This window comes from Arthrobacter sp. StoSoilB5 (genome assembly GCF_019977235.1).
Classification (GTDB): Bacteria; Actinomycetota; Actinomycetes; order Actinomycetales; family Micrococcaceae; genus Arthrobacter.
This window is the reverse complement of sequence record NZ_AP024646.1, coordinates 1046310-1070362: the sequence shown is the minus strand read 5'-3', so window position 1 is coordinate 1070362 and position 24053 is coordinate 1046310. Positions and strand designations below refer to the sequence as shown.

The following is a 24053-nucleotide window of genomic DNA, read 5'->3' as shown; positions in this document are numbered from 1 at the left end:
TTTCTGCGGTGGCAGACAAAAGCACAGTGCGGCGGCAGGCGGAGGTGAGATGCCTGTCACATCGGGCGTAAAGATTCCATAAAAACGGGGGTCGGGGCGTGGAAGGCGGCCATACGCTCCTTGCGTGGGCAGCACCCTGCTGCACGAAAGGAAACCGTGACCACCCTGACGAGGCCGCCGGCCGACCCTACCGACCGGCCCAAAAAGGCATTCCACCTCAAATCGTGGCTGCTGGAAGGAATGCCGGACACCTCGGGCAAACGGCAAGGTCCCCACGGACGGCCAGCGGAAGCCCACAAACCCCAGGCGTGGTGGAAGGTCATGTGCCTGACGGGCCTGGACTACTTCTCAACACTGGGCTACCAGCCTGCAATCGCGGCGCTGGCTGCCGGATTACTGTCGCCGTTGGCCACGCTGCTCCTGGTCTTCGTCACCTTGGCAGGCGCATTACCCGTGTATCGGCGCGTTGCCAGGGAAAGTCCTCGTGGCGAAGGTTCCATTGCCATGCTGGAGCGCCTCCTTCCCCGATGGGGCGGCAAGTTGTTCGTCCTGGCGCTCCTCGGGTTTGCAGCCACGGACTTCATGATCACCATCACCCTCTCCGCCGCGGATGCCACGGCCCACCTGATCGAGAACCCCTTCGCTCCGCACTTCCTGGAAGGCCAGCATGTGATCATCACGCTGGCCCTGATTGCAGGACTCGGCATCGTCTTCCTGCGCGGATTCAAGGAAGCCATCAACGTGGCCGTCGTGCTGGTTGCCGCATTCCTCGTGCTCAATCTCGTGGTGGTCGTCGTCTCTATCGGCCATGTGTTCACGGAGTCCCGGGTCATTTCTGATTGGTGGACTGCGCTGAACACATCCCACGGCGATCCCATCCTGATGATTGCCCTTGCACTTCTGGTGTTCCCGAGGTTGGCCCTTGGCCTTTCGGGATTCGAGACCGGCGTCGCAGTCATGCCCCAGATCAAGGGATATGCATCGGACACCGAGGCCAATCCAGCGGGGCGGATCAAGGGAGCCCACAAGCTCCTGACCACCGCGGCCATCATCATGAGCTCATTCCTCATCACGTCCAGCTTCACCACCGTCATGCTGATCCCAGCCTCGGAATTCCAACCAGGCGGCAAGGCTGATGGACGCGCCCTCGCTTTCCTCGCCCACAAGTTCCTGGGAGACGGATTTGGCACGGTGTACGACGTCAGCACCATCGCTATCCTGTGGTTCGCCGGAGCCTCGGCCATGGCGGGGCTGCTGAACCTGGTCCCAAGGTACCTACCGCGCTATGGCATGGCTCCTGCCTGGGTCCGTGCACTGCGGCCGCTCGTCCTGGTGTTCACCGTCATCGCCTTCATCGTCACGATTATTTTCCAAGCCGACGTCAACGCCCAGGGTGGCGCCTATGCCACGGGCGTACTCGTCTTGATCACGTCCGCCTCCATCGCTGTGACACTCTCTGCCCGGCGAAAGAAGCAGCGGGCACAGTTCATCGGCTTCGGAGTGGTTTCCCTGGTTTTCATCTACACCACCGTGGTCAACTCGATCGAGCGCCCTGACGGCCTGAAGATCGCCGCACTGTTCATCCTGGGAATCATGGCGGTGAGCTTCATTTCCCGCATCCGACGTGCCTTCGAACTCCGTGCCACGCATATCAAGATGGACCAGGCTGCACTCGAATTCACGGCAAATCACGCCGAAGGACCTGTCCGGATCATCGCGCATGAGCCCAAGCACCTTAGCGCCGGACGCTACCGGGAGAAGCTCCAGCACGCGCAGCAGGCCAACCACCTGCCGGTGGATTGCGATGCGGTGTTCATCGAGATCATCGTGGACGACAGCTCAGACTTCGAGCAGGAGCTTCAGGTAGTGGGCAAGAAACGGCATGGCTTCAAGATCCTGGAAGTCCACAGCAACAACGTGCCCAACACCTTGGCCGCCGTCCTGCTGCACATCCGCGACGTGACCGGTTTCATGCCGCACATCTACTTCCGCTGGACCGAGGGCAACCCGATTTCCAACCTCAGCAAGTTCCTGTTCTTCGGCGAGGGCGAGATCGCGCCCGTGACCCGCGAGGTACTGCGTGAGGCTGAGCCGGACATCACCCGGCGCCCCTGGGTCCACGTGGGCTGACCCCTCTCGCGGGGGCTACCGACTCGCTGCGGGCACCAGAACCCAGAGCACCTCGACGGTTTCGTCCGTGGGATTGATCCACGTGTGGGGTTCGCGGCCCGGGAAGGAGAGGGTGTCCCCTTCTTCGAGGTCGTACTCCTCGTTGGTCAGGATGAGCTTGATGCGCCCCTTGACCACATGGAGAACGTCAACATCGCAGTCCACCGCATAGAGCTCGTTCTCACCACGGCCCCGAGGCTCGATGGTGGCCTGGAGGATCTGCAGGCGACGTTCTGACCGGGCAGTCAATAGGCGCTCCACGATGCCCTGGCCACCCAGGGAAATCCGCGGACCGTCGTCACGCCTGGTCAGGTGGGTTTCCGGGGCGGCAAACAAGTCACCCACCGAGACGGACAGGACCTGGCAAAGGGTTACGAGCGAAGCGACCGACGGTGATGTCAGGTCCCTCTCGACGCGGCTGAGGAAACCCTTGGTCAGCCCAGTAGCGTCCGCCACTTGCTCGATGGTGAGGCGCTGCGCCTGGCGGGCTGCGCGGATTCTGGAACCGATAGCAACGGGAACGTTGCTTGGTTCAACGGGGAGAGCCTTCATTCACGAACCTTTCAGGCCTGTCATTGGGCCCTGTCATTGCAGCAATAGTAGCGGCAGCACGGGCTGTGGGAGCCACCAACAGCCCCACGATGACCAAAGCCCCTTGACTGTTACTCCGATCACAACATATCCTCATAGGCAACAAGTGTTGTCTGTGAGGCACACAACACCAAAACCAATCTCCAATCATCAGCACGGAGACTTCGACGCTTCCCAGGCGTATCGTCGAAAACCCCAACCTTCGTGCATCAGCTCCAAGGAGCCACTCATGGACTCTTCGTTCATAAACATCGCCATTGTGGTGGTGTACCTGCTTGCCATGCTGGCATTCGGCTGGTGGGGCAAGTCCCGCACCAAGAACAACAGCGACTTCCTGGTGGCCGGCCGCCGCCTGGGTCCCTTCCTTTACACAGGCACCATGGCCGCAGTTGTCCTTGGTGGCGCATCCACCGTCGGCGGCGTGGGCCTGGGCTACAAGTTCGGCATTTCAGGCATGTGGCTCGTAGTCGCGATCGGCGCCGGCGTCCTCCTCCTGAGCCTGCTTTTCGCCGGCACCATCCAGCGCCTGAAGATCTACACGGTCTCGCAAATGTTGAGCCTTCGCTACGGCAGCAAGGCCACACAGACATCCGGAATTGTGATGCTGGCTTACACCCTCATGCTGTGCGCCACGTCCACCGGTGCATACGCAACCATCTTCGTCGTCCTCTTCGACTGGGAACGCTGGATGGCGATCGCCGTCGGCGGTGCAATCGTGCTTGTCTACTCGACCATCGGTGGCATGTGGTCCATCACCCTGGCCGACCAGGTCCAGTTCATCATCAAGACCGTGGGCATCTTCTTCCTGATGCTTCCGTTCGTCATGAACGCAGCCGGAGGACTCGACGGCATCCGTGAGCGCGTCGATGCGAGCTTCTTCCAGATCGACGGAATCGGCGTCCAGACCATCATCACGTACTTCGTTGTGTACACACTGGGACTTCTGATCGGCCAGGACATCTGGCAGCGCGTCTTCACCGCCAAGACTGCCAAGGTCGCACGCTGGGGCGGAGCAACGGCCGGCGTTTACTGCATCCTGTACGGCGTGGCTGGCGCCCTGATCGGCCTTGCCGCCCGGGTAGCACTGCCCAACATCGATGTCGCCAACCTTGGCAAGGACGTGGTCTACGCCGAGGTGGCAACCCACATTCTGCCCATCGGCATCGGCGGCCTTGTCATGGCGGCCGCTGTTGCAGCCATGATGTCCACCGCTTCCGGCGCCCTTATTGCCGCCGCCACGGTGGCACGCGCAGATGTTGTTCCCTTCGTGGCCAGCTGGTTCGGCAAGACCATCAACACGGACGACACGGAAAACCCCGAGCACGACGTCAAGGCCAACCGTTACTGGGTTCTTGGCCTGGGCATCGTTGCTGTCCTGATCTCCATGGCTGCGCAGGACGTAGTTGTTGCCCTCACCATTGCCTACGACATCCTCGTGGGCGGCCTCCTGGTCGCGATTCTCGGAGGCCTCGTGTGGAAGCGCGGAACCGGTATCGCTGCTGCATGGTCCATGGCAGTGGGCTCGGTCCTGACCCTGACCTTGCTGATTCTGTTCGCCATTGGAGTCATTCCGAGCGCGGATGGCGTCTACGCCAACGAACCTATCTACTACGGCCTGGCGGCCTCGTTCGTGGCATACGTCGTGATTTCGCTCCTCACGCCTCCCACTGCACCAGAAGTCCGGGCTGCTTGGGACAAGCGGGTGGCCGGTGCCGTCTCGGAGGAATTGCCCCTGGAAGCCCACCCGGTCAGCAGCCACACCGCCAGCTAGCTGTACTCAGTCAGTAGGTTGTTTGCACCTGCTGATGGGTGGTTTGCCTCCGAGGCTGCCGTGCGGCCGGTGGTTGTTGTAGAAGTCTAGCCATGGCTGCAGGGCGTCTGTCCGGGCCTGGTTGGAAGTGAATGGTTGCCGGTAGGCCCAGCCTTCTTGAAGGGTGCGGTTGAAGCGTTCTGCTTTGCCGTTCTGCCAGGGATGGCGGGGTTTGATCAGGACGTGCTTGGCGCCCAGTGCAGCGAGTGCGTCCTGGAAATCTTTCGATAACCGGTAGGCAAAGGCGTTGTCGGTCATGACCCGTCTGACTGGCGCGCCGTTGGCTGCCATGGCCGCTGCGGCCCGGGTGAGGAACCCTGCGCAGGTCGGGCCTTTCTCGTCGGGCAGGACCTCGGCGTAGGCCAGACGAGTGTGGTCATCGACGGCCACGTGGACGTAGTCGAAACCGACCCTTGTATGGCCTGTTGAGTGGTTGCGGGCGGATTGGTTCGGGTCTGCCCGCCAGCCTCCGCCGTCGGGAATCCGGCCTAGTTTCTTGACGTCGATGTGGATCATGTCTCCGGGAGCGTCGCGCTCGTACCGGCGGTCCGTGGCACGGGATGCCCGGATCCGTTCCCCGGTCACCGGGTCCAGGTCCCACAGCCGGGGCATACCCGCGCGGGTCAGAATCCGGGAGACCGTCCGGGCGCTCGTCCCGCACCGGGCTGCCAGGCCCGCTGGCCCTTCGCGGTGCTTCACGCGCTGGGTCAGGACATCGGCAACCAGCGCAGCAGAAGTCGCGTGTGGGCACGACCTTGGGCGGGAGCTGCGGTCCTCGAGGCCGGCCCAGCCATGGGTGCGGTACCGGCTGATCCAGCGGTGCGCGCAGGTCCTTGAGATGCCCATTTCTTTGGCCACATGGGCCACGGGACGGCCGGCGAGGACGCGCTCGATAAGGATCCGCCTACCGGTCGGGGTCAAGCGGGCATTACGGTGGGACATGAAGACCTCTTAGTCGTTGGCTGTGTGTGGTAACCACCAACCTAAGAGGTCTTCACCTATTCACGATGTAACCAACGTCCTGACTCAGTACAGCTAGCGGCCCAGGGCCACAAGGCACCAGGCTTCAGGCACCAGGCTTCAGGCACCAGACCTCAGGCATCAGGCACGAACTGAACTGAGCAATGTTCGACGGCGGCGCCGCCCCTTTTCGGGGCAGCGCCGCCGTTGCTCTGTCCGGGGACCGTTGTGCTGTCGGGGACCCGTTGCGAGGCCCACTCTGCGCGCTATCCAGGCCACAAAAGGCGCAGAGCAGGCCCCACAACAAGCAGGCCCCGTAACAAGGGGGGGTAACCAAGGACGCTACTTCTCCACTCGGCACTCCTCCAGTACAGTGGTGCATGCTTCAAGAGAGGTGGCGCCAAGCTCCGACTGGCCACACACCAACCCCATGTTCAAGGGTGGTTCGGATGAGGAAGCGGCCCGCCCCGGACCAGAGACAACCGAGCGGGCAAGAGCACTCCCCCAAAGGAACAGTCCTTGCCGTACCAAGGCGTTACCACCCCAAGCCAAGGCGTTACCGCCCCCATCCAGGGCATCCCCACCGAAACCAAAGCGCGGACCGTGCGGGTGATTCCCGGCGTCGACCTTGTCCTGGGGACTGTGACGCTGGTACTGAACGGCGGGCTGCACCGGTTCCGACACCCCGAGCCGCGCTTGATTGCGCAGGCGCTGGCCCAGGCCGTGCGCCCTTCGCGTTGGTGCGAATCGTCCAGGACGCTGACCGTGACTGTTGCAGCGCTCGGGTGTTCAGCAGGGCTCGAGCGTCATTTCACGTTTGGTGAAGAAGGCCCTGCCTAGGGTTCTTCGTCTTCTTCCCCGCGGAACTCTTCGGTTTCGTCAAGGGGGACAACGCGCTCGTCGTCTTCCGGGACGTCGATTTCCTCCACCCAGGGTTCGTCGACTTCCTGGTCGTCGCTGTAGTCATAAGCGGGGTCCGACTCGATGGTCTCCCGTACCGGGTGGTTGGCGTGCGGTTCGGTGGTATCCATGCTGCAACCTCCGTCTGGTGGGCTGGCAGGCAGCCCGCTGACCGAGTGCGGGGAGGGCCCCCGCCCCTGTCTATCCATCTGAGCACTGTGCCCGCAGGCGGTCAAGGCAAGGGCCGGCACGGGACCAAGGAGGGCTCGAAGCAGAGTGTTTCCACCCCGGAAATTAAGGCACGCCGAACATTCCAACTAAGGAATACCGGCCAAAAATCCGCGCCAATAAGCGGTACAGTGGGCGTGCAATGGGGCCGCAACTACCCCACCCAGCACAGGAGAGAAAGTGCAAAAGCACCAGGAATCCCACGGTCCGTCGAGCCCCGCTCCGGACCCCGCCCCCGGATCCGGAACACCACCCCAATCAGGCCGGCCCACGTCCTCGGACATCAGGCGGTGGCGTCAATACCTGGCTGACGAGCGTGCCGAAGCCGCTGTCTACCGGGAGCTCGCCCAGCGTCGCGACGGCGAAGAACGCCAGATCCTGCTCGCCTTGGCCGAGGCAGAGGGAAGACACGAGGCACACTGGCTCAAGCTCCTCGGAGAACACGCCGGAATGCCGAAGGGAGCTTCCACCCGCAGCCAGATACTGGGCTTCCTGGCCCGGCACTTCGGCTCCGTATTCGTGCTCGCGTTGGCGCAGCGCGCCGAAGGCCGCTCTCCTTACGGGGCCGAACCCGCTGCGACTCCGGCCATGGTTGCCGACGAGCAAATCCACGAAGAAGTTGTCCGGGGCCTTGCCACCCGTGGCCGCAACAGGCTCTCCGGTACCTTCCGTGCCGCTGTTTTTGGTGCCAACGATGGCCTGGTGAGCAACCTTTCACTGGTCATGGGTATGGCCGCAACGGGCGTTCCAAGCCCGGTTGTACTCATGAGCGGCGTGGCGGGATTGCTGGCCGGCGCCCTTTCCATGGGTGCCGGCGAGTACGTTTCAGTCCGGTCGCAACGGGAGTTGCTAAGCGCCACACTGCCCACGCAGGCAACCCTCACCGCCGCCCCGTCCTTGGATATTGAGCACAACGAGCTCGTGCTGGTGTACCTGGCTCGCGGCATGACCCGCGAGGCCGCCGAACACCGGGCCGCCGAACGCATGGGACTCTTCAGCTGCGACTGCGATCCCAGCCTCTCCTTGCAACCCGAGAAGGAGCAGCCCGCCGACGACCATGAAACCGTGGGGTCTGCCTGGGGGGCTGCGATGTCCAGCTTCTGCTTCTTCGCTTCCGGTGCCATCGTGCCGATCCTTCCGTTCATTTTTGGCATGACGGGCGTGGCGGCACTGGTAGTAGCCGGCGTACTGGTGGGGATCGCGCTCCTGGCGACTGGCGCCGTCGTCGGGCTACTGTCCGGAACCTCACCGCTGAGCCGTGGCTTCCGGCAGTTGGCGATCGGCTTGGGCGCTGCGGCCGCCACCTATGGGCTTGGCCTCGCGTTCGGAACGATGATCGTCTAGGCGGTAATGTTGGTTCGTCCTCCGCGCGGCCCCGCGTGACCGGGGCGTGAGGAATGGAGAACCGTGGATTCGGAGCAGTCGCCGTTGCGCGCGCCAAAACACCGTCGTGCCGGCACAACCCTCCAGATTCTTCGCGGCCTACTCATGGCTGTCCTCGCCGCCGTGGTGGCTGTGTTCGTCAGCGGCCTCCTCCACGGCGATCCTCGCATCACCAGCCTGCTTCCGGGCATTGCCCTGCCCAATTCGCCCAAGAGTGAGCCAAGCCAGCAGGCCCCGCCCCGGGCCCTGGACGCACCGCCTCCGGGAGTGGAAGAGGCAGACGCCCCGCTGGCCTCGCCGCTGGCTCCAGAACACGCCAGCGATTCGTACAAGTTCCTGGCAACCAACGACGACGGCACTCCGGTTGGGTACTCACCGTGCCGCCCCTTGCACTACGTGGTGAATGGCGCCACCGCGCCTGAGGGTACGGACAGGCTGCTCAGCACCGCAATCGCCAATATCTCCGCAGCGTCCGGAATCCAGTTCGTCAACGATGGCAGCACAGACGAGTTGCCAACCGGGAAGCGCGAACCGTACCAACCATCCAAGTACGGCGACCGGTGGGCTCCGCTGCTGATTTCATGGACCACTCCCGAGGCAGCTCCGGCGCTGGCTGACAACGTCATCGGTACGGGCGGCAGCACCATGTACTCCCTCAACAACGGCCCCAAGAGCTACATCACCGGCAGCCTGGAGCTCGACACCCCGCAAGTGGCGGAGCTCCTTGCCGAGGAAGGCGGTTCTGACTACGTTCTGGCGGTCATGCAGCATGAGCTGGGGCATGTCATGGGTTTGGACCACGTTGATGATCCTGTTCAACTGATGTACCCGGAGATTGGCGCCCCGGACGGGTTGGCTGCAGGCGACCTGAACGGCCTTCACCTGCTGGCCTCCGCTCCCTGCCGCAAGGACATCTGAAGCTGCGCAGCCGGCCCGCAAATCGCCATGGACTCGCGGCGCCATGGGTTCTATCCTGACGGAAGCGGCCGACGACGGCGCACACCGTCCGATTGGGCCGTCCCGTGAGGGGGTCCGATGGAACCTTATGGGTCGCCACCATGGCCAGACCCCTATCCCCCGCCGCCTTATCAACCACCCGCCAAGCAACCCATCAAGCACAGCAGTATCGCCGCCATCCTGCTCCTGCTAGGCATTCTCGGTTTAGTCTGTGCCGGTGCATACTTCAGTGGCGAACTGCAACGGTTCTGGTCCGATTCCGCTACGCAAAGCCAAGCGCCGCGGCCAGGGCTGGTTCCCTTTGGCCAACGCCAGGATCCACTTCCCGGCTTTGAAGAAGCCGATGCACCCCTGGGCACGCCGGCGCCGTTGCAGCGGACCAGCACTTCCTATAAATTCCTGGCCGTCAAGGAGGACGGAACCCCCCTCGCCTACTCCCCCTGCAGGCCGATCCACTACGTCGTGAACGCAGATCTGGCCCCGACCGGCTGGTATTCCATGGTGGAAGACGCCGTTCGACAGGCCAGCCTGGCCTCCGGCCTCAAGTTCATCTATGACGGCCCGACGTCCGAGATCCCCACCACCAACAGGGCCGGCTACCAGCCCACCACCTACGGCGACCGCTGGGCCCCGGTGCTCATTGCCTGGACCACCCCGGAGCAGGTGCCCCGGCTGACCGGCCAAACTGTGGGGCTGGGTGGAAGCTCCTCTATCGGCCTGAGCAACGGTTACAAGGCCTATGTGACTGGCTCGGTGTCGTTGGATGCGCCGCAGTTCGCCGGGATCATGGACTCGCCCCAGGGCAAGGAAGTGGGCACGGCCGTGATCATGCACGAACTCGGGCATGTGCTTGGCCTGGACCATGTTGATGACCCCCGCCAGCTGATGTACGACCAAGCCTCGTGGGTTCGCCAGTACGCCGCCGGAGACAAGACGGGCCTTGCCCAGCTTGGCTCAGGCCCCTGCAGCAAGGACTTCTAGCTGGCCACGACTGCGAGCGCGTCCTCCACCGTGTCCACCAGGAAGATTCTGTCCGCCATGGGCCTCCCGGCGGCGAGGCTCCGCAGCATGGGCCATGCCGGGTACGTCCGTTCCCAATGGGCCCGGCCCACCAGGACCATGGGAGTGATGGTTTCGGGGGCACCGTAGTAGTTTTCGCAGGCGTCCTGGAAGATCTCCTGTACGGTTCCGGCCGAACCCGGCAGGAACACGATCCCGCCGTTGCACAGCTCCAGGAGAATCGCTTCGCGGATCGCGTTGGCGAAATACTTGGCGATGTGCGTGGAGAACAGGTTTGGTGGCTCGTGACCGTAGAACCAGGTGGGTATTCCCAGCGTCGCGGTGCCTTCCGGATAACTTTCGACGACGGCGGCTGCTTGCCGCGCCCAAGCCGTCACCGAGGGCCTGAACCCAGGAACGGAAGCTAGCACTTGCAGCGCCGCGGTGGAATCGGCGTCGGGCAGTCCACTGAGGTAGGCGCCCATGTTGGCCGCTTCCATTGCGCCGGGACCACCGCCGGTAGCTACCGTGAATCCGGCTTGCGCGAGCAACCTGCCCAGCCGCGCGGCGTCGGCGAATTCCCTGGTTCCGCGTTGAGCGGCGTGTCCACCCATCACGCCCACGAGCTTGGTGCCTGATAGTTCCCCGTTGCCCAGCAGTTCATCCAGGGCGTCGCCAATTGCGTGGTCGTGGAGTGCCGCGGCGAGCGTTGCGTCGAGGCTTGCATGCTTTCCCGGAAGAATGCTCCACTCATAAATCCTCGCGTCCAGCGTGGCTTCATACTCAGTGGCGGAAATGTCCTCATAGAGTTCCCTTGCCGTGTAGAGGGCGCCACGATAGGGGTTGAAGGGCACGCCGCGCATCTTGGGAAAGATGAGTGCGCCCCGGCTTCGCAGGCTCTCCTCAATGCCGTCGTCGAAAGTGCATCCGAGGAAGATCGCGCCCTGCGGGTCCATCATTTTCAGTTCCCGCGAGCGGCCGCGCAGGTCCAAGGACTGCGCGTGCCAGCCGTGCATGGACCCTGCCCCGGACGTAACCAATTTGTCGAAATGGACAATGCTTTCGACGTCGAGGGTCCGCGGACTCGGGTTCAAGGCACCGGATGGATTCATGGCATCAGCGTAGTAGTGCCGAACGGCTTGAGTCCCGTTACGTGCAAGGCGACATTCCGTTGCATGATGAAGCATGAAGACTTCAGATGACGCCGCTGGCGCCCGGCCACGTATCGGAGTTCCGGTCCGCCTCAGCAGCTCAGACAATTCCGACGCCCGGGTGGGCGAAGCCAACCAACTCTTCACCTTCATTGTGGATTTGCTCCGTGAAGCCGGTGCGCAGCCGGTGCTGCTGACTCCCGTTTCGGCCGACAGCGCAGGGCGCCTGGCCTCGGTCATGAAAACGCTCGACGGCGTGCTGTTGCCCGGTGGCGGGGACCTGGAACCGCGTCTTTACGGTCAGGACCCGGAGGATTCGGTGTATGACGTGAATCCGGAACAGGACCATCTGGACATTGACGTCGCCCGGGCCACGATCGACGCCGGGCTTCCGCTGCTGGGGATCTGCCGCGGCCATCAATTGTTGAATGTGCTCTACGGGGGGACGTTGATCCAGGACATGGCACCGTCCATCGTCAACCACAACGGACTGGATCCCGACGACCCCACAGCCAAAGAGTGGGCCTGGCATGACGTAGTGCTGACCCCCGGATCGAAGACCGCCGCCCTTTATGGCTCGCCGGAAGGGACGTCCATCAAGATCGCCTCAGGGCATCACCAGGCCGTGGCCAGGGTGGGCGAAGGTCTGGTGGTGACGGCCATCGCCGACGACGGCACTGTGGAAGCGCTCGAGGACCCTTCCCGCTGGGTTGCTTCAGTGCAGTGGCATCCGGAGGCTTCCCAGCTTCCCGATAGCGTGCGGCTGGCGCCCTTCAAAGCGTTCGTGGAAGTGTGCCGGAACCCTACCCAGGCCCGGCCTGGAGGAGTACAGTAGCGCTCACTGCATCGCTTTCAGCTCTGCTGAAAGCTCGGCCAGCGCATAACTCCATTGAATGACGTCCTGTGGGCGTTGTAAGTTTGCCGGCTGGGGGGCCCAACATCTGCTCAAAGGAGCATGGTTGTGGACCGTCCAAAATACGTCCATCGTGGCAGCCGTCCGAATCGGCAATCCCATTTCTTCAGCACGCGGCTTGTAAGCCTGATCCTTGGTCCGCTGCTGGCCTTCGCGGGACTGGTCGCATATTCGGCTGCCCCTGCAGCGGCAGCCGTACCGCCATGCGCCGGAACCGGCGGTGCCATGCAGATCGTGGCTCACACGGACGATGACCTGCTTTTCCTCAGCCCGGACTTCATGAGGGACATCCAGGCCAAACGCTGCGTCCAGACGGTGTTCACAACTGCGGGCGAGGCCGGCGAGGGTGCCGTGTATTGGAAGAGCCTGGAAGCCGGAATCAGGGCCAGCTACTCCAAGATGGCAGGCGTGTCTGATTCGTGGACTACAACGGACGCAGGCGTTCCAAACCGGCCGCTGACCATGCAAACTCTCAATGGCGCACCCAACATCTCGGTAGTGTTCATGCGCCTTCCTGATGGTTTCCCGAATGGAGACGGCAGCGCGGCGTACAACGACCAGAGCATCCTCAAACTTTGGGACGGACGGCTTTCCTCCATCAGGCCCGTGGACAACGCAGCCACATTTACCAAATCGCAGTTCCAGACCGCGTTGAACCGGCTGGTGGCCAACTTCCAACCAACCACGTTCCGTACACAGGATTGGACCGGAAACTTCAACAGCCCCTATGACCACAGCGACCATTGGGCAACCGCCAAATTCGCACAGTTGGCAACGCGCAGCTACACCGCACCCCACACTTCACTGGCCTACGACGCCTACGTGATTGACGAGTACCCCCAGAACGTGACCGGCGCTGAACTCACCACGAAAGTGGACACGTTCGTGCGGTTCGCGGATTTCGACATGTACATCTGCAGCAGTCCAGGCGAAGGATGCCCGGATTCCCCCTATGACGAGTGGCTGAAACGGCAGTACATCACGGCCATTGAGTGGGTGGGCAACGCCGCGAAATCCGCTGGAACCACTGTCACGGCGTCATCCCAGAAAGCAACAGCCCAGAGTCCTGAGAAAGCCCGGGATGGGTACGCGTGGGGCACTCCCATGGACGCAAACCGTGAGTGGGTGACAGCCGCTGAAAAGGCAGGCAGCTGGATTCAATACAACTTCTCCCCCACAAGGACCATCAACTCCGTGACCTTGTTCGACCGGCCGCTCCTTTCTGACCAGGTCACCGGAGGAAACCTGTTGTTCTCGGATGGAAGCACGGTGACGGTCCCGGCGCTTCCCAATAACGGTTCCGGGCTCACAATCAATTTCCCGTCCAAGACCGTGAGCTCGGTGCGGTTCAACATCACCTCAGTCAGTGGCACTACCACCAACGCCGGTTTGGCCGAGTTTGAGGCCTATCTCGGAGCGGACAACGTGGCCCCCGTGGTGACCGCGACGCCTCCGGGTGGAACCTACGCTGTGGGCCAGACCATCACACTCACAGCCAATGAGACAGCGACGATCTACTACACCACGGACGGCAGCACGCCCACGACGGCAAGCAGCAAGTACGCCAGCCCCATCCCGCTGAACGGACCGATGACCCTGAAGTACTTCGCCGTTGACGGTGCCAACAATTCGTCTGCCGTGGCCACGCAGACGTACTCAACAGGCCCTGATATCACCAAGCCTGTGGTGACAGCCAACCCTGTCGGCGGCGCCTACGCAGCAGGTACCACCATCACCTTGTCCGCCAACGAGCCAGCCGAAATCCGCTACACCACGGACGGCACGGATCCCCTCACTGCCGGCCTGGTATATACCGCGCCAATAACCTTCAATGGGCCGGGCCCCATGACCCTGAAGTACTTCGCGAAGGATACGGCTGGTAATACCTCCGATGTCGCAACACAGACCTACACGGTTCCCCCGGACACGACGGCTCCCGTTGTGACTGCCACTCCCACCGGGCGGGCACTGGCCAGCGGCGCCACGATCACGCTGACCGCGAACGAGCCAGGGGCCGCTATCTACTACACCACCAACGGCAGCACCCCCACGGCCACGGAATCTGCTTCCAACATCAAGTACTCCAGCCCGATCGTGATGGGCAACTCCACCCTGACGCTGAAATACATAGGCGTGGATACTGCAGGCAACACTTCCGCTGTGGGTACACAGACGTACACCGTTCCCGTTGCCGGACCGCCGTCGGCCCATGACTTCAACGGCGACGGCCGCGCTGACGTTCTGGCGGCCGATACCGCCGGCAACCTGTACCTGTATCCCGGTAACGGCGCAGGCGGGCTCTCGCCTCGGCAGCTCGCCTTGCCGGCCCCAGCATGGTCATCCAACACGGACACCATCACTCCGGGCGACTTCAACAGCGACGGGAAGCCCGACCTCCTGGCACGGTCCGGCGACATTCTGTGGTTCTATCCCGGTGACGGCGCAGGCAGCTTCGGCGCACGCAAACAGGTCAGCACCGGTTGGAGCACCATGACACAGCTGTTCTCCCCAGGGGATTTCAGCGGTGACGGCATTCCCGATTTCATGGGACGTCGCAGCAACGGCGACCTCCGCTTGTATGAAGGAAATGGTGCCGGAGGGCAGCGGACTCCCTACACAGTCGGCTGGGGTTGGGGCGTCATGAACGCCATCTTCAGCACTGGTGATTTCAACAGTGACGGCAAGGCAGATGTACTGGCGCGGCGTACTGATACAGGCGCATTATGGCTATATCCGGGCAATGGTTCCGGGGGCTGGCTGCAATGGACGCAGATCGGGACTGGATGGGGAACCCGCACTGCGATGGCCGGGCCACGGGACCTTGACGGCGACGGTAAGAACGACGTCGTAGGCCGCATCGGAGACACTTTGTGGCTCTATCCCGGATCGGGAAGCGGAACGCTTGGCAACGTTCCGCCGGTTAGCCTCGGCACGGGTTGGCAGGCCATGAAGGTCATCGCCTGATCAGCCCCCATAGACCTGGCGCGGGTCGGAGTTTTCCCCCAGACTCATCCGGCCCGCGTCAGCTACGTCCGATCCTCTCTCACATCGAGGCGCTCTTTCACCGATCCTCTCTCACATCGAGGCGCTCTTTCACCGATCCTCTCTCACATCGAGGCGCTCTTTCACCGATCCTCTCTCACATCCCACGCGCGGTAGGTCCCTACGTCGGCACCCAAGTCAGGTGCCGACGTCGTGGCTTTCCTGACGCAAGGGAGAGAGGAACGCCGCCAATCCCCAAGGATGTGAGAGAGGATCGGGAAAAAAGCCACAGGACGTGAGAGAGGATCGGGAAAAAAGCCGCAGGATGTGGGAGAGGATCAGGGGGCGACGCGGACCGGGACGCCGGTTTCGAGGGACTCCTGGGCGGCGTCAGCAACCTTGGAAGCAGCAACGGCGTCCCCGGGCGTGCACGGATTCTTGCGCTCCCCCAGGACCAGCTCAACAAACGCAGCCATCTCAGAGCGGTAGGCCTGGTCGAAGCGCTCGGCAAAAGTCTTATGGGAGATTCCGTACGGGAACGTGACCCCTGGCTCAGCCGACCGGACAGCCATGTGTTCATCCATGCCAACCGCAATCGAGCCGTCCGAGCCCTGGAGTTCCAGCCGCACATCATGCCCGGCCCCGTTGTAACGGCTGGCCGACACCGTACCCACCGTGCCGTCGTCGAACGTTACTACCGCCAGGGCGGTATCGACGTCGCCCACCTCACCGATTGCCGGGTCCCCATTGTTGGAACCTCTGGCATAAACCTCCACGATTTCCTTGCCGGTGAGCCAGCGGAGGATGTCGAAGTCGTGGACGGAGCAATCCCGGAACAGCCCGCCGGAGGTTGCCAGGAACTGAACGGGCGGCGGGGTCATGTCGCATGTGAGGGCACGGACGGAGTGGATCCAGCCCAACTCCCCGGCTTCGTAAGCGCGTTTGGCTTCCAGGTAGCCGGCATCGAATCGGCGTTGGTGGCCGATCTGCACGGTTCCGGCCCTCTCGCGGATGTACTCCAGGACCGGCAGTGACTCCGCAACACTCACGGCCACGGGTTTCTCGCAGAACACGGGAATTCCAGCATCTACGCCGGCGCGGATGAGGTCCGGGTGTGTCGCCGTGCCGGTTGCGATGACCAGCCCATCCACTCCCGAGGAGATGAGCCCGGCCACCGAACCAAAGAATTCCGCTCCACATTCGGAGGCCACGGACCGGGCGTGTTCCTCCGCCACGTCCGTCAGCTTTAGCTGAACCTGGACGCCCTCCGGGTTCAGGACTTGGTTGAGCACGCTGATGTTCTTAGCGTGCATCACACCGATTCGGCCAACACCTACCAGGCCCAGGGTTACTTGCTTCATCATTCTCTGTCTCCGTCAATGCAGCAGAAGGTGATTCCTCACAGGGAGTCTTGAGGCGACAGTAAACCTTGTCAGTTTGTCCTGTCAAATGGTAGGCACGGCGGGAACGTCAAGTGACGCTTCCAGTGCCGCATCGGCATCCTTAAGGACCTTTGCCGCAACTTCAAGCCCTTCGATGCGGCCAAGGGAAACGTCCTCGTGTTCGATGTTGACCAGCATGTTGGGGTCAACCTCGTAAAGGGCACGGAGGAACTCGGTCCAAAACGCTGTGTCATGTCCGCGGCCAAGTGCAACGAAGTCCCAGGCCGAGTTCCTGGGCCATTCGTTGGCCCACTCGTCGCCACCGAGGTTGGTACGGGGCTCGTCGGGTGAGAGTCGGCGGAAGCTGTTGTCCAGTACTCCGTACAGCGCAGCGTTGTCCTTGTTCACACGGACGTCCTTCGCAGCTGCCTGGAACACCAGGGGGCCGAGTTCGCGGACCACAGCAACGGGGTCCATCTGCTGCCAGAACAGGTGGGAAGCGTCCAGCTCGACACCAACATGGGTGGCTCCGGTGAGTTCGATGAGTTTGTAGACATCGGCCGTGTTGAAGACGAGGTTCTGAGGGTGCAGTTCAAGGGCCACCTTGACGCCAAGGTCAGCAGCGAGGCGGTCCATTTCTCTCCAGAACGCAGCGGCCACATCCCACTGGTAATCCAGGACGTCCAGCGCTGCTGAGTTCCACGCGTTGACCACCCAGTTGACGGTGGTGGCGCCGGGCTCGCCGCCGGGCAGGCCGGACATGGTGACCACGCGGTTCTGGCCGAGGCGGTGGGCGAGTCGAATGGAGCGGCGGATGTCTTCTGCGTGCTTCTCGCCAATCTCGTGCTTCGGATGCAGCGGGTTGCCGTTGCAGTTCAGTCCCGCGATGGAAACGCCGGTACCTTCGAAGATCGCCAGGTAGTCGTCGCGCGCTGCGTCGCTTTCCAGGATCTGGTCAAACGTGGGGACGTGCACGGCAGGCAGGAACCCGCCGGTGTTGATCTCGATGCCCGTGAGGCCCAGATCGGCAATGACCTTCAGCGCCTCGGGAAGCGGACGGTCGTGCAGGATCGCGTTGTAGACGCCAAGCTTCATAGCGTGATCTTCTTTCCGTTGTTAAGTGCGGACTCGGTGACGGCACCCAGGAGGTCCATATTGCGGACACCTTCGTCAAAGGTGGCGCAGCGGGGCAGGGATTCTTCTTCGCCGAGGCCTGCAACCTCCTCGAGGAATGCACGCGCCTGGTAGCCGAACGCGTCGTTCTGGCCGAAACCAACTTCCGGGGCATCCATGGCGAGGCCGCCAGCGATATACGGGTGCTCCGGGCCGAGGATGACCTGGCGGTAGCCGTTCTGGTTACCGGAGCCATCGTTGAGGAACAGCTGGATTTCGGACGGCCGGCGCTGGTCGAACTTGGCGGCACCGTTCTCGCAGAACACCTCGAACTGGAGGCTGTTGGCGTGACCGGCTGCAACGCGTGAGACTTCGAAGCTGCCTGCGCCGTTCGCGAACTCAGCGTTGAAGGCTGCGTAGTCGTCGTTCTCAACGGCTTCGAAGGTATCGCTGACTGCAGCGTGGTCGTGTCCGATCACGGCGCCGAGCGGCAGCGGCCGCTTGTCGATGGCGGTCGTGAGGCGGCCACCGCTGATGGACTTGATGTCGCCGCAGAGGAATTCGGAGACATACGTCAGGTGGCTTCCGACGTCGGCCAGGGCACCGGAGCCGGGGCCGCCCTTGTAGCGCCAGCTCATGGGAGCTGCGGGGCTGAATCCGTAATCGGTCCAGTACCGGCCGCTGAAGTGCAGGACGTTGCCAAGGGCGCCGTTGCGGATCAGGTCCCGGATGTACGCGATGCCGGGCGTCCGGCGGAAAGTGAATCCGATGCGGGCCAGTGTTCCGCGGGCCTCGGCGGCACGCGCGGCATCGGCCATGGCGCGGGCGTCTTCCAGGGTGTCGCTCAGCGGCTTCTCGCAGAGCACGTGCTTGCCGGCAGCGAGCAGGCCTTCCACTACTTCACGGTGCAAGGAGTTGGCGATGACCACGCTGACGACGTCGATGTCGTCGGCTTCGGCGATTGCCTGCCATGACGTGTCGTTGCGCTCGTACCCGAAACGGCGGGCAGCCAGGGAACCGAATTCGGCGTTGACGTCCCCGATCGAGACCAGGCGAACCGGGGGCAGCACGGGGCTGTAGAGGGCAGATGCCGTGCGGTACGCGGCAGCGTGGGCCTTGCCGGCCATGCCTGCACCGATGACGGCGACGCCGAGGCTTTCAGCCATTGATTTCTCCTTCGAAATTTCGCCGCCGCGCGGGGCGCTGGACGGCTTTTTGTAGCGCTACAATTTTTACGCTGGGTTTGATCGTAACTATGTCTATATGTCCTGTCAATCAATAACCGACTATCCTCAAGGACAGACAAGAAAGGCACACCGATTCCGTTGAACAGCGCACAGACCCGACGCCCCACCCTCTACGACGTCGCCACCCAGGCCGGAGTCTCGCCGTCGTTGGTTTCCTTGTTCCTCAAGGACCCGGGAAGGATCAGTGAAAAGCGTCGGGACGCCGTCCAAAAGGCAATCCACGATCTGGGCTACCGGCCCAGCCGCGCCGCCACAACCCTCGCCAGCAACCGCACCAAGAGCATCGGCCTGGTGATCGACGATTACCGGAACCTCTGGTTCGTCGATCTCCTCCGGGGCATGGAATCTGTCCTTTCGGATCTTGGCTACCAGGTCATGCTCGCGGACTCCAGGCCTGGCGAGAACCGCATCAAGGAAGCCACGGACGGCCTCCTGGCCATGCACGTGGATGCCTTGGTCCTCGCCGCGGAGCCCAGCGAGTCCATGCTCACCAAGACGTGGGTGCCCACTGTGGTTGCCGGATGGCGGAAAGGCGTCCCGACAGGTGCGGACCTGATAACCAACGACGACGACAACGGGGGCACCATGGCGGCCAACCATCTGCTGGGGTTGGGCCACAGCCGCATCGGCCACCTTTCCGGGTCCGACGGCGCGTCAGCACACCGGCGCGCCGGTTACCGGCGCGCCCTCGAGGCAGCCGGCGTCGAAGTCGTGATCAGCGAGTCTGCGGGAACATCAGAAGAAGACGGATACGGCGCCGCTTGTTGGCTTCTGGACCACCACCCGGACACCACAGCGGTCTTCGCCGCCAACGACACCATGGCGCTGGGCGCTTTCGCCGCCATCAAAGCCCGTGGGCTTTCAGTCCCCCACGATATTTCCGTGATCGGGTATGACAACTCCCCGTTGGCCAAGTCGCGCTTCCTGGACCTCACGTCCATCGATAACCGAAGCGACGTTGTGGGCGTGGACGCTGCGCAAAGGCTACTGGCCAGAATCGACGATCCGACGCTGGAACCGGTGCGGAAGCTCATCGAGCCGACGCTGGTACTCCGCGGCACGACGTCGGCCATTCGCTAGGGGAACCGAACACGGCTCTGCCCGGAGCCAACAGATGCTCCGGGCAGGTCCACCACGGAAAAGCTAGTGCCGCTTCGCGCTTTCCGGTGCAGCATCAGCCACGTCCGCTACCTCGGCCTTGACTTCCTTAAGGGCCTCGGTGTGTCCGCCGAGCTGTTCAAGCTCATGGGCTAGTTCCGCAAGTTCTGCGCCGCCGGCCATCTGTGCCGTCAGCTCATCCAAGGTGATGTCCTTCTTGTCGTAGTAGCCGATCGACTTGCCGCGCTTGAGCAGCAGGAAGCGGTCACCCACGGGGAAGGCGTGGTGCGGGTTGTGGGTGATGAAGATGACCCCAAGGCCACGGTCGCGGGCCTGCAGGATGTACCGAAGCACAACGCCGGACTGCTTCACGCCAAGCGCAGCTGTGGGCTCGTCCAGGATCAGCACCTTCGCACCGAAGTACACGGCCCGGGCGATGGCCACACACTGGCGCTCGCCGCCGGAAAGCTGGCCTATGGGCTGTTCAACATCGCGCAAGTCGATGCCCATGTCAGCAAGTTCCTTCTTGGTGATGTCCTTCATTTTCTGGACATCCATGCTCTTGAACGGCCCGAACCCACTGGTCAGCTCCGAGCCAAGGAAGAAGTTACGCCAGATGGGCATCAAGGGAACCACGGCCAGGTCTTGGTACACGGTGGCGATACCGGCGTCGAGGGCGTCCCGTGGTGAATTGAACTTCCTGGCATCGCCCATCACGTGCAAGGTGCCTTCGTCGTGCTGGTGCAGGCCCGCGATGATCTTGATGAGCGTGGACTTGCCGGCGCCATTGTCGCCCAGGACGCAGGTGACCCGACCATTGTCCACGGCCATGGTTACATCGCGCAGGGCGATGATGTTGCCGTAGTGCTTGCCTATGCCATCGAGTGACAGCAGGTGCACTGGTGTGTGCGTCAACGGGTCCTTCTCGTCTTTCAGCAGTGTCTGCTGGTCGATCTGTTGTGCGTTCATTGTTCCGGCCCCTTACTTCAGCTCTGCCCGGCGCTTGACGATCAGGTTCACGATGGTGGCCAGCAGGAGCATCAAGCCCAGGAAGAACTTGAACCAGTCTGGATTCCATTGTGCGTAAACGATGCCCTTGTTGGCCATGCCAAAGATGAAGGCACCGATAGCGCCGCCCACTGCCGAGCCGTAGCCGCCTGTCAGGAGGCAGCCACCGATGACGGCAGCAATGATGTAGAGGAACTCGTTGCCAACGCCTTCACCGGACTGCACGGCATCGAAGGCAAAGAGATTGTGCATGCCCAGGATCCAGCCGCAGAAACCAACCGCCATGAAGAGGCCGATCTTGGTCTTGGTCACGGGGACGCCAACTGCGCGGGCAGCATTGGCGTCGCCGCCCACTGCGAAGATCCAGTTGCCAACGCGGGTGCGCAGCAGGATCCACGAGGCCACTGCTACAAGGACGATCCAGAAGAACACTGTGATCTTGACTTCCACTCCGCCGATGCTGATGGAGGATGCAAACACAGCTCGTGCTGATTCGAAGCCGTCCAGCTTGGAGATCGACGGCGAGGATACGCTGCCGCCGATAAGACGGGTCAGTGCGAGATTGAGGCCCGTCAACATGAGGAAGGTCGCCAGTGTGACGATGAAGCTCGGAAGTTTGGTCTTGACCAGGATCCAGCCGTTGATGAACCCGATGCCCAACGAGACCACCAGGGCGAGGGCGACACCAACCCATGCATTCAGCGAGAAGTTCCAGCTGAAAAGCGAGGCGGTCAGGGCCGACGAGATCACGGCAACACCCGTGGAAAGATCGAACTCGCCACCGATCATCAACAGGGAAACCCCCACTGCCATGATGCCAATGGTCGATGAACCGTAGAGCACGGTGGCCAGCGCGTTCGGTTGCGTGAACGTCTGGGAAACGGAGGCGAAGAAAATGAAAAGGACTACCGCACCGACCAGCGCACCGACCTCGGGCCTGGCCAGGAACTTTTGGACCGGACTACGGCGTCCGACCCGTTCGTCGCCAGGGGCCGAGGCCCCCGCCGGCGGCAGAGTTGTTGTATTTGCCATAGGAATGACTCCTTGTTGGTCAGGCTGCGCGGCGGTTCCCCGCCGCGCAGCCGGATGCCTGGATCTAGCGGACGCCCTGCTGGGCGAACTTGAGGACATCTGAGGCGTTGGTCTTGTCCACGATGGTTGGTCCGGTCAGGACAGGCTGGCCGCCGCCGATCTTGAAGCCGCCGCGCTTTACCTGCCAAAGTGCGTCTACTGACATGTAGCCCTGAAGCCATGGCTGCTGGTCAACGGTGAAGATTACTTGGCCGTCTACGATCTTCTGGGCAAGTTCGGCATTGAGGTCGAAGCTGGCTACCTTGGACGAACTGCCGGCGTCGGCAACGGACTTGAGCAGGGTGAGGGTGATAGGGGCGCCGAGACCGATGATCACATCGGCATCTTTGGACGCCTGGAGTTTCGCTGTGGCCGTTGACTGGACGGCGGTCATGTCCTTGCCGTCAACGTAGAGGATTTCCGTTGCCGGAACCTTGGCCTTTACGCCGGCGCAGCGCGCTTCCAGGCCCACGTGGCCTTGCTGCTGAATGACGCAAACGGGGTGCTTGTAGCCTTCTGACGCGAGCCGGGTGCCGACGGCCTCGCCAGCGAGCTGTTCGTTGGAGCCAAAGTGCGTGAAGGCGCCCAGCTGGCTGGAAACGGATTCGCCGGCGTTGAGGCTGACCACGGGGATGCCCGCAGCGGTGGCCTTCTTCAGTACATCCTTCAACGCATCCGGAGTCGCCACCGTGACAGCAATGCCGTCAACTTTCTGGTCGATGGCCTGCTGAACAAGCTGCGCCTGGCGCCCGGCTTCGGGATCGCTGGTGTACAGGAGCTCTACGTTGTCCTTGCTTGATGCTTCCTCTGCGCCCTTGCGGACAATGTCCCAGAAGGTGTCCCCAGCCGCCGCGTGCGTAATCAGGGCAACTTTCATGCGTTCCGTGCTGGCTACCTGTCCGGCGCCAGCACCTCCACCGGAATCTGCCGGCTTGCCGCCCTGGCTCGAACAGGCGCTCAGGGCTACCAACGGAACCACTGCTGCGACGACTGCCGCTTTGCGCCACGAGAATTTTGCCACCGTTATCTCCTTTGATGTCAGCTTCGGGCGTCCGGAGACTCGTGCCGGATCGCCTGCTACCTCGATCATGGTGACTCGCCTCACACTTTGTCAATACTTTGTCCTGACATTAGGATGTTTTAACGTAAGTTCCTCGAGTAGATGACGCCCCAGCCCGGCTTGCCGCCGCTTCCTTGACCAGCCCGGGCTGGCTGCTATTATCAGAAAAAGGCAGTATGTCCTATCAAGAGAACATGACGGGACAAACTCATCCATCCGGCCGAGGAGGAGCATCCTGCTCCCCCGGCCGGCCTTCCGCAGGCTAGGAGATACCCGTGGCGAACCAACTCAGCCTCAGCATCGACCGTTCGTCCCCGGTGCCGCTCTATCACCAAGTGGTCCAGGGGATCGAAGCTGCCATCCATAGCGGCGTTCTGGAACCGGGCAGCCGCTTGGACAACGAAATCGACCTTGCCGCACAGCTCAACCTGTCCCGCCCCACCATGCGAAAGGCAATGGACGAGCTGGTCCGCTCCGGCCTCCTTGTCCGTAAACGTGGCGTTGGCACACAGGTTGTTTCCAGCCAGGTGCGGCGGCCCCTGGAGCTCTCCAGCCTGTACGACGACCTCAGCAACAACGGCAAGAAGCCCACCACGGATGTGCTCAGCTTCTCCCACGTGGAGGCCGACGCAGCAACGCTCACCGCGCTCCAGCTTCCGCCCGGGTCAAAGGTCTACCACTTCACCCGTCTCCGCAAAGTCGGCGGCAAGCCCCTGGCACTCATGGAGAACTGGGTCCGTGACGACATCACCAGCATGGACGAAGCCCAGCTCGCAAGCGAAGGGCTCTACGCCATCCTTCGTCGCGGCGGCGTGAATTTCCGGTTGGCATCCCAGCGCATCGGCGCCATGATCGCCAACGACTACCAGGCCCCACTCCTCGAAGCCGAGGTCGGATCAGCCCTTGTCACCATGGAACGCACCGCGGTGGACGATACCGGACGCATGGTTGAAACGGGCCACCACGTCTACCGGGCAGATTCCTACAGCTTCGAAATGACACTCGTACAGCGCTAACGCAAGGACACATAC

The 24053-nt window shown here is 62.6% G+C and carries 20 protein-coding genes and 1 riboswitch; of the genes, 10 read left to right on the top strand and 10 right to left on the bottom strand.

The annotated features are described in order from the left end of the window. The first annotated feature begins 156 nt into the window (after positions 1–156). Positions 157–2130, top strand: coding sequence for an amino acid transporter (locus LDN75_RS05030; protein ID WP_223936066.1), 1974 nt, complete (start codon positions 157–159; stop codon positions 2128–2130). A gap of 15 nt (positions 2131–2145) precedes the next feature. Here the strand turns inward: LDN75_RS05030 and LDN75_RS05025 are convergent, their stop codons facing one another. Then, positions 2146–2721, bottom strand: a complete 576-nt coding sequence (locus LDN75_RS05025; protein ID WP_018777077.1) for a cupin domain-containing protein — start codon at positions 2719–2721, stop codon at positions 2146–2148. Between the two features lie 268 nt (positions 2722–2989). On the opposite strand from LDN75_RS05025, the gene LDN75_RS05020 reads away from it, so the two are divergent. Then, the gene (locus tag LDN75_RS05020) at positions 2990–4531 is read left to right on the top strand and encodes a sodium:solute symporter (protein WP_223936065.1); all 1542 of its coding nucleotides are present in this window, start codon (positions 2990–2992) and stop codon (positions 4529–4531) included. Between the two features lie 6 nt (positions 4532–4537). Here the strand turns inward: LDN75_RS05020 and LDN75_RS05015 are convergent, their stop codons facing one another. Beyond that, positions 4538–5512 (bottom strand): IS481 family transposase, encoded by a 975-nt coding sequence (locus LDN75_RS05015; RefSeq protein ID WP_223936064.1) that lies wholly within the window; start codon positions 5510–5512, stop codon positions 4538–4540. A 401-nt stretch (positions 5513–5913) separates the two neighbouring features. Beyond that, positions 5914–6033, top strand: a riboswitch (SAM riboswitch). 16 nt (positions 6034–6049) lie between these two features. Here LDN75_RS05015 and LDN75_RS05010 point away from each other — a divergent pair. Beyond that, positions 6050–6370 (top strand): hypothetical protein, encoded by a 321-nt coding sequence (locus LDN75_RS05010; protein WP_223936063.1) that lies wholly within the window; start codon positions 6050–6052, stop codon positions 6368–6370. On the opposite strand, the gene LDN75_RS05005 is transcribed toward LDN75_RS05010, so the two are convergent. Further along, positions 6367–6561, bottom strand: coding sequence for a hypothetical protein (locus LDN75_RS05005; protein ID WP_223936062.1), 195 nt, complete (start codon positions 6559–6561; stop codon positions 6367–6369). The two genes, LDN75_RS05010 and LDN75_RS05005, sit on opposite strands and share 4 nt — an antisense overlap. 277 nt (positions 6562–6838) lie before the next feature. Between LDN75_RS05005 and LDN75_RS05000 the strand changes: the two genes are divergently transcribed. From LDN75_RS05000 to LDN75_RS04990, 3 genes are all read left to right on the top strand, one after another. Then, a complete protein-coding gene (locus LDN75_RS05000; RefSeq protein WP_223936061.1) occupies positions 6839–8002 on the top strand; it encodes a VIT1/CCC1 transporter family protein in 1164 nt (387 codons plus the stop codon). A gap of 63 nt (positions 8003–8065) precedes the next feature. Continuing rightward, positions 8066–8959, top strand: a complete 894-nt coding sequence (locus LDN75_RS04995) for a matrixin family metalloprotease (protein ID WP_223936060.1) — start codon at positions 8066–8068, stop codon at positions 8957–8959. A 117-nt stretch (positions 8960–9076) separates the two neighbouring features. After that, positions 9077–9979: a matrixin family metalloprotease gene (locus LDN75_RS04990; RefSeq protein ID WP_223936059.1), complete on the top strand. Its 903-nt coding sequence runs from the start codon at positions 9077–9079 to the stop codon at positions 9977–9979. Here the strand turns inward: LDN75_RS04990 and LDN75_RS04985 are convergent. Next, positions 9976–11109 carry a Rossmann fold nucleotide-binding protein gene (locus LDN75_RS04985; RefSeq protein WP_223936058.1) on the bottom strand — a complete coding sequence of 378 codons (1134 nt, stop codon included), beginning with the start codon at positions 11107–11109 and terminating at the stop codon, positions 9976–9978. The genes LDN75_RS04990 and LDN75_RS04985 overlap by 4 nt on opposite strands. A gap of 73 nt (positions 11110–11182) precedes the next feature. Between LDN75_RS04985 and LDN75_RS04980 the strand changes: the two genes are divergently transcribed. Beyond that, positions 11183–11983, top strand: a complete 801-nt coding sequence (locus tag LDN75_RS04980; protein WP_223936057.1) for a gamma-glutamyl-gamma-aminobutyrate hydrolase family protein — start codon at positions 11183–11185, stop codon at positions 11981–11983. Between the two features lie 120 nt (positions 11984–12103). Beyond that, a complete protein-coding gene (locus tag LDN75_RS04975) occupies positions 12104–15025 on the top strand; it encodes a chitobiase/beta-hexosaminidase C-terminal domain-containing protein (protein WP_223936056.1) in 2922 nt (973 codons plus the stop codon). Between the two features lie 356 nt (positions 15026–15381). Here the strand turns inward: LDN75_RS04975 and LDN75_RS04970 are convergent, their stop codons facing one another. From LDN75_RS04970 to LDN75_RS04960, 3 genes are all read right to left on the bottom strand, one after another. Beyond that, positions 15382–16404, bottom strand: a complete 1023-nt coding sequence (locus LDN75_RS04970; protein ID WP_223937486.1) for a Gfo/Idh/MocA family oxidoreductase — start codon at positions 16402–16404, stop codon at positions 15382–15384. A gap of 84 nt (positions 16405–16488) precedes the next feature. Beyond that, on the bottom strand, positions 16489–17520 hold the full coding sequence (locus LDN75_RS04965; protein ID WP_223936055.1) for a sugar phosphate isomerase/epimerase: 1032 nt from the start codon (positions 17518–17520) through the stop codon (positions 16489–16491). Beyond that, complete coding sequence (locus LDN75_RS04960; RefSeq protein WP_223936054.1) at positions 17517–18704, bottom strand: Gfo/Idh/MocA family oxidoreductase; 1188 nt, start codon at positions 18702–18704, stop codon at positions 17517–17519. Before LDN75_RS04960 ends, LDN75_RS04965 begins: the two co-directional genes overlap by 4 nt. Positions 18705–18857: 153 nt before the next feature. Here LDN75_RS04960 and LDN75_RS04955 point away from each other — a divergent pair, with 153 nt between their 5' ends. After that, positions 18858–19865, top strand: a complete 1008-nt coding sequence (locus LDN75_RS04955; protein ID WP_223937485.1) for a LacI family DNA-binding transcriptional regulator — start codon at positions 18858–18860, stop codon at positions 19863–19865. Between the two features lie 63 nt (positions 19866–19928). Here the strand turns inward: LDN75_RS04955 and LDN75_RS04950 are convergent, their stop codons facing one another. From LDN75_RS04950 to LDN75_RS04940, 3 genes are all read right to left on the bottom strand, one after another. Beyond that, positions 19929–20852 carry an ATP-binding cassette domain-containing protein gene (locus LDN75_RS04950; RefSeq protein WP_223936053.1) on the bottom strand — a complete coding sequence of 308 codons (924 nt, stop codon included), beginning with the start codon at positions 20850–20852 and terminating at the stop codon, positions 19929–19931. A 12-nt stretch (positions 20853–20864) separates the two neighbouring features. Continuing rightward, the gene (locus LDN75_RS04945; protein WP_223936052.1) at positions 20865–21923 is read right to left on the bottom strand and encodes an ABC transporter permease; all 1059 of its coding nucleotides are present in this window, start codon (positions 21921–21923) and stop codon (positions 20865–20867) included. Positions 21924–21987: 64 nt separating this feature from the next. Continuing rightward, positions 21988–22983 carry a substrate-binding domain-containing protein gene (locus tag LDN75_RS04940; RefSeq protein ID WP_223936051.1) on the bottom strand — a complete coding sequence of 332 codons (996 nt, stop codon included), beginning with the start codon at positions 22981–22983 and terminating at the stop codon, positions 21988–21990. A 314-nt stretch (positions 22984–23297) separates the two neighbouring features. Between LDN75_RS04940 and LDN75_RS04935 the strand changes: the two genes are divergently transcribed. Further along, positions 23298–24038: a GntR family transcriptional regulator gene (locus LDN75_RS04935; protein WP_223936050.1), complete on the top strand. Its 741-nt coding sequence runs from the start codon at positions 23298–23300 to the stop codon at positions 24036–24038. Positions 24039–24053 lie beyond the last annotated feature (15 nt).

What these genes read in the sequence shown, in the direction of transcription:
- LDN75_RS04950 (WP_223936053.1), bottom strand. Translation starts at nt 20,852, where the DNA reads ATGAACGCACAACAGATCGACCAGCAGACACTGCTGAAAGACGAGAAG.
- LDN75_RS05020 (WP_223936065.1), top strand. Translation starts at nt 2,990, where the DNA reads ATGGACTCTTCGTTCATAAACATCGCCATTGTGGTGGTGTACCTGCTT.
- LDN75_RS05005 (WP_223936062.1), bottom strand. Translation starts at nt 6,561, where the DNA reads ATGGATACCACCGAACCGCACGCCAACCACCCGGTACGGGAGACCATC.
- LDN75_RS05025 (WP_018777077.1), bottom strand. Translation starts at nt 2,721, where the DNA reads ATGAAGGCTCTCCCCGTTGAACCAAGCAACGTTCCCGTTGCTATCGGT.
- LDN75_RS04945 (WP_223936052.1), bottom strand. Translation starts at nt 21,923, where the DNA reads ATGGCAAATACAACAACTCTGCCGCCGGCGGGGGCCTCGGCCCCTGGC.
- LDN75_RS04980 (WP_223936057.1), top strand. Translation starts at nt 11,183, where the DNA reads ATGAAGACTTCAGATGACGCCGCTGGCGCCCGGCCACGTATCGGAGTT.
- LDN75_RS04985 (WP_223936058.1), bottom strand. Translation starts at nt 11,109, where the DNA reads ATGAATCCATCCGGTGCCTTGAACCCGAGTCCGCGGACCCTCGACGTC.
- LDN75_RS04965 (WP_223936055.1), bottom strand. Translation starts at nt 17,520, where the DNA reads ATGAAGCTTGGCGTCTACAACGCGATCCTGCACGACCGTCCGCTTCCC.
- LDN75_RS05015 (WP_223936064.1), bottom strand. Translation starts at nt 5,512, where the DNA reads ATGTCCCACCGTAATGCCCGCTTGACCCCGACCGGTAGGCGGATCCTT.
- LDN75_RS04975 (WP_223936056.1), top strand. Translation starts at nt 12,104, where the DNA reads ATGGTTGTGGACCGTCCAAAATACGTCCATCGTGGCAGCCGTCCGAAT.
- LDN75_RS04960 (WP_223936054.1), bottom strand. Translation starts at nt 18,704, where the DNA reads ATGGCTGAAAGCCTCGGCGTCGCCGTCATCGGTGCAGGCATGGCCGGC.
- LDN75_RS04990 (WP_223936059.1), top strand. Translation starts at nt 9,077, where the DNA reads ATGGAACCTTATGGGTCGCCACCATGGCCAGACCCCTATCCCCCGCCG.
- LDN75_RS04970 (WP_223937486.1), bottom strand. Translation starts at nt 16,404, where the DNA reads ATGAAGCAAGTAACCCTGGGCCTGGTAGGTGTTGGCCGAATCGGTGTG.